We start from the raw sequence: 5415 nt of genomic DNA on the forward strand, positions 1-5415 counted from the left end.
AGAGGTCCTAACAGAAGCCGTTGATCATGTGACTTTCGGATTGGCTGGTCGTTGGTCCGATCGTGGGGAAACGTCAGTCGCGGCCCTGGATCGTCTCGGACGAACTGTGGTCGCTCATCGAGCCGTTGCTGCCCGTGCCGGGTCCGAAGCTGGTCGAGGGCAGACCGCGAGTCCCGGACCGGCAGGCGCTGTGCGGGATCCTGTTCGTCCTGCACACGGGCATCCAGTGGGAGTACCTGCCGCAGGAACTGGGCTTCGGCTCGGGCATGACCTGCTGGCGGCGCCTCGCCGCGTGGAACGAGGCCGGCGTGTGGGACGAACTGCACCTGGTGCTCCTGAAGAAGCTGCGGGCGGCGAACAAGCTGGACTGGTCCCGGGCGGTGATCGACTCCTCCCACGTCCGGGCCGCTCGACGGGGCCCAAAAGCGGTCCCAGCCCGGTCGATCGCGCACGGCCGGGCAGCAAGCACCACGTTCTCACCGACGGCCAGGGCATCCCGCTCGCGGTGTCGCTGACCGGTGGAAACCGCAACGACGTCACCCAGCTGATGCCCCTGCTCGACAAGATCCCGGCGGTTGCCGGCGTCGTCGGCCGCCCCAGACATCGACCCGACACGCTGCTTGCCGACCGCGGCTACGACCACGACAAATACCGGCGCCTACTGTGGCAGCGCGGCATCCGCCCGGTCATCGCTGAGCGAGGCGTGCAACACGGCTCTGGCCTGGGCATTTTCCGCTGGGTCGTCGAGCGCACCATCGCCTGGCTGCACGGCTTTCGCCGCCTGCGGATCCGCTGGGAGCGACGCGACGACATCCACGAGGCCTTCCTCGGTCTCGCCACCTGCCTGATCACTCACCGACACATCCAACGCCTTTGTTAGGACCTCTAAGGGGATGGCCGTAGGCGGGGGCACCCCTAGGGGATACGGAGTGCCCCTAGGGGATGGGGCCCCAGGCGCGAGCCCTTAAGGTCGCCCTCGAAGTACGTCCTCAGGGTCGCCCCTAGGGGCCCCATCCCCATGTCCGATTCCCGCTGGCCCCACCCCCTCCCCCCGCCCCACACTGGAAGCGTGATGGACGAGGACAGCAGGTACGAGGCGGTGCGGGGCCGGGACGGACGGTTCGACGGGGTGTTCTTCTTCGCCGTGCGGACCACCGGGATCTACTGCCGCCCGAGCTGCCCCGCCGTGACCCCGAAGCGGGAGAACGTGCGGTTCTTCGCCACGGCCGCCGCCGCGCAGGGCTCGGGGTTCCGGGCCTGCCGGCGGTGCCGTCCCGACGCCGTGCCGGGGTCGGCCGAGTGGGACGCGCGGGCGGACGTGGCCGGGCGGGCGATGCGGCTGATCGCCGACGGGGTCGTGGACCGCGAGGGCGTCACCGGCCTCGCGGCCCGGCTCGGCTACAGCACCCGCCAGGTGCAGCGCCAGCTCACCGCCGAACTCGGCGCCGGACCCGTGGCCCTCGCCCGCGCGCAGCGGGCGCACACCGCGCGGGTACTGCTCCAGACCACCTCCCTGCCGGTCACCGAGATCGCCTTCGCCGCCGGTTTCAGCAGCGTGCGCCAGTTCAACGACACGGTCCGCGAGGTCTACGCCCGCACCCCGACCCAGGTGCGGGACGCGGCCCCCGCCCGCCGCGCCGCCCCCGGCACGGGTGTCCCGCTGCGCCTCGCCCACCGGGGCCCGTACCAGTACGGCCCGGTCTTCGACCAGCTCGCGCGCGAGGCCGTACCCGGTGTCGAGGAGGTCGAGGGCACGCCGGGCGACCGGGTGTACCGGCGCACCCTGCGGCTGCCGTACGGCACCGGCGTCGCCGTCGTGCGCGAGCGCGGCCGCAGACAGACGGCGACCGGCGGCACGCACCCCGGCGGCTGGCTCGACGCGCGCGTGCACCTCACCGACCCCCGCGACCTCACGGCCGCCGTACACCGGCTGCGCCGCCTCTTCGACCTCGACGCCGACCCGTACGCCGTCGACGAACGCCTCGCCGCCGACCCCCGCCTCGCCCCACTGGTCGCCGCCCGCCCCGGCCTGCGCGTACCCGGCACCGTCGACCCGCTGGAGGCCGCCTCCCGCGCCCTCGCCGGGCCGCCGGAGGCCGTGGCCCGCCTGGTGTGCCGCTACGGCAAGACCCTGGACGCCTCCAGCGGCACCCTGACCCACCTCTTCCCCGACCCCGCCGCCCTGGCGGGCACCCCCGGCCCCCTCGGCGCCCTCGCCACCGCCCTGGCCGACGGCACCCTCCACCTCGACCCCGGCACCGACCGCGCCCACGCCGAGCGAACCCTGCTCAACCTCCCCGGCCTGACCCCGGCCACCATCACCACCCTGCGCACCCGCGCCCTGGGCGACCCCGATGTGGCCCCGCCCGACATCGAGGCTCCGGCGGGCTGGCGGCCGTGGCGTACGTACGCGGTCCAGCACTTGCGGGTGGCGGGGGAGGTCTGAAACGGCCGTCCTCATCTCCGCCCGTCCGGGCGGGTGTTGAGCCGAGCGGGTGGGGTGCTGGTGCTGTTGCCGACCGGGCGTGCCGTGCGTGTGGGACGGTCGGCCGTGACGGTACGGCTGCGAAGGGCGGGCATGCGTGGGCAAGGTCGTGCGGGGGCTCGCGGCGGTACTCCTTGCCCTGGTGCCGGGCACGGCCTCGGCCGCTGTTCCCGGCGGTACGGGGCATTCCTGGACCGGCAGTTGGGAAGCCGCGCCCTCCGGGACGACCGCCGGGCTGCCCGGGGCCGCCGTGCGGAACGTCGTTCATCTCAGTGTCGGGGGTGGCGCGTTGCGGGTGCGGATCGGTAATCGGTTCGGGGTCGCGCCGCTGCGGGTCGGGGCGGTCACCGTCGCGGTGCGGCGGGGGAGCGGGGCGGGGGCTGTGGCGGGGAGTATGAGGGTCGTGACGTTCCGGGGTGGGCGTACCGTCGTCGTTCCGGCCGGCCGGGAGTTGCTCAGTGACCCGGTGCGGCTGACGGTGCGTGCCGCCGCCGATCTGCTGGTCACCGTGTTCGTCCCCGACGACTGCGGACCGGCGACCGAGCATCGCACCGCCCTGCAGACCAGCTATGTCGCCCGGGACGGCGCGGGGCACGCGGGCGACGAGGACGACACGGCGTACACGGCGAAGGCCGTCAGCCGGTGGTACTACGTCACCGGCGTCGACGTACGCGCCACCACGCGCGGCAGCGTCGTCGCCCTGGGGGACTCCCTCACGGACGGCACCGGGTCCACCCCCGACACCAACCACCGCTGGCCCGACCTGCTCGCCGACCGGCTGCGCCGCCACCGCCTCGGCGTCCTCAACGCGGGCATCGGCGGCAACCGCCTGCTGCGCGACGGTACGGCGCCGAGCGCCCTCGCCCGCCTTGACACGGACGCGCTCGACCGCGCCGGGGTGCGGTTCCTCGTCCTCTTCGAGGGCGTCAACGACATCAACGGCACCCCGGCGGCCACCGACCCCGACGCCTACGCGGCGGCCTACCGCACGATCGTCGCCCGTGCCCACGCCCGGGGCATCCGGGTCGTCGGGGTGACCCTGACGCCGTATCGGGGTCATCCCGCGTATTCGGCGGCGCGGGAGGGGGTACGGCAGCGGGTGAACGCGTTCATCCGCGAGAGGGGTGTCTTCGACGCGGTGGCGGACGCGGACGCCGCGCTGCGTGATCCGGCTGACGCGGGGCGGCTGTCGCCCCGGTACGACCCCGGTGATCATCTGCACTTCGACGACGACGGGATGGCCGCGGTGGCGTCGGCTGTCGGCAAGGCGTTGGAGCGGTGGCGGTGAGCGGCTGAGTCGCGGCCCGTCAGCCCCACAGCACCGCGCCCAGCCACGCTCCCGCGATCAGCAGACAGGCGAAGAACTCCGCCAGGACGCTGGAGCCGCCGGAGCGCATCGCCGTGCGGAGTGCGGCCATCGCCTCGCCGTGGCGGCCGAGCCTGAGCCGTTCGCCGAGGTAGATGCCGCCCATGAAGCCGGGTACGACGCCCACCACGGGGAGCAGGACGAAGCCGAGTACGCCGCCGACGCCCGCGTACACCGCCATACGGGGGGTGGCACCGCTCTCGCGCAGACGGCGCGGGGGCAGTACCCAGCGCACCACCTGGGAGAGCAGCAGGACGACCGTGGCGCCGACCAGTACGGCCCATGAAACCGGCTCGTGGCTGGTCAGCGCCCACCACAGGACCCCGGCCCACACCAGCCACGACCCCGGCACGCCGGGCACCAGCACACCGCACACGCCCAGTGCGATGACCAGACCGACCAGCAGGAGTTCCCACGCTCCCATCTGCCCAGGGTGCCGGAGAAGAGGGAGGAACGCAGGTCACGGCGGGCGGGCGGTACCCCTCCCGGCGAGCGGCAGATTTTCGTACTGTCGTCCACTCATTCACTCGATAGGCCGTTCGAGATGGGTGGGAGCGCCGGATTTCTCCGATGCCCCGTTTTCGTACCGCCCCTGCGGTGAGAATCAAGGGCATGAGCCAGCAGGGGGGAAGGCCCGCCCGTCGTGACGACGACTGGTGGGGGCAGCTGTACGACGAATCGGCCGACGACACCGGCCCCACGGCCGCGCCCGATTCCCTGGACGACCGCTTCGCCTCGGCGAAGAACACGGTGTCGGCTCCGGCGGGGGACGCGGGTCCCTCCGGGGGTGAGGGGGAGGGGGTGCGGGTTCCGTTACCTGGGCAGCGGGGACAGCGGGGGGACTCGGACGGGTTGCAGGGGTCCAGCCCTGAAGGGGGTCGGGGTCTCGACTCTGACGTCGTCCCGGACACCGAGGACCGTTTCGACCCCATCCCCGGCCAGCGAACCGACCCCGACCTCGACTCCGGCCTCGGCCCTGCTCCCGACCCTGCTCCACCGACCGACGCGGCACCGCCCTGGACGCCTCCCGAGTCCGAGAGCGGCCCGCGCCCCACCTTCCCGCCGATGCCCGGCTGGCCCGCGTCCGCGACCGCGTCCGAGGAACCCGGGGCGGTCCATCCGGGACGCCCCGAACCTTCCCCGGAGAACGCCCAGCCGTCCGAGCCCGGTACGACGCCCCGTACGGGACTTCCCGGTCACACCTCGGAGCCCGCCCCGGCACCCGGCTCGGAGCCTCCGGATACCGACCCCGGGACGATCCGCCCGGGATTCCCCGCGCACCCCCCGAAGCCCGACCGGACACCTCCGCCGCAGCCCCCGGACGCCGACCCCGGCACCGTCCACCTCGGAGTCCAGGGACACCGCCCGGAGCCGGGCCACTCACCCGCGCCCGTAATCCCGTACGCGGACGGAGGCCGCCCCAAGCGCTCCCCGGCGCCCGGCCGCTCACCCGCGCCCGAAACCCCGTACGCCGACCGAGGTCGTCCCGGAGACTCCCCGGTCCCAGACCCGTCACCCGCGCCCGAAACCCCGACCCCAGCCCCCGACGCCCCTCACCCGGCGA

General features: G+C 73.8%; 4 protein-coding genes. 3 read left to right on the forward strand and 1 reads right to left on the reverse strand.

The genetic code is table 11. The annotated features are described in order from the left end of the window. Positions 1-62 precede the first annotated feature (62 nt). The 3 genes from GTW40_RS15840 (at position 63) to GTW40_RS15850 (ending at position 3773) form a co-directional block, all read left to right on the forward strand. A protein-coding gene (locus tag GTW40_RS15840; protein ID WP_343245599.1) for an IS5 family transposase occupies positions 63-880 on the forward strand; the annotation gives its coding sequence in 2 pieces (ribosomal slippage) (positions 63-399 and positions 399-880; 819 coding nt in all). Between the two features lie 192 nt (positions 881-1072). Then, on the forward strand, positions 1073-2446 hold the full coding sequence (locus GTW40_RS15845; protein WP_202485953.1) for a DNA-3-methyladenine glycosylase 2 family protein: 1374 nt from the start codon (positions 1073-1075) through the stop codon (positions 2444-2446). Between the two features lie 442 nt (positions 2447-2888). Beyond that, positions 2889-3773, forward strand: a complete 885-nt coding sequence (locus GTW40_RS15850) for a GDSL-type esterase/lipase family protein (RefSeq protein ID WP_343245713.1) — start codon at positions 2889-2891, stop codon at positions 3771-3773. A gap of 19 nt (positions 3774-3792) precedes the next feature. On the opposite strand, the gene GTW40_RS15855 is transcribed toward GTW40_RS15850, so the two are convergent. Further along, complete coding sequence (locus GTW40_RS15855) at positions 3793-4275, reverse strand: DUF456 domain-containing protein (RefSeq protein ID WP_161180835.1); 483 nt, start codon at positions 4273-4275, stop codon at positions 3793-3795. Between the last annotated feature and the right edge of the window lie 1140 nt (positions 4276-5415).

The organism is Streptomyces sp. SID4985 (genome assembly GCF_009863025.1).
Taxonomy (GTDB): Bacteria; Actinomycetota; Actinomycetes; order Streptomycetales; family Streptomycetaceae; genus Streptomyces.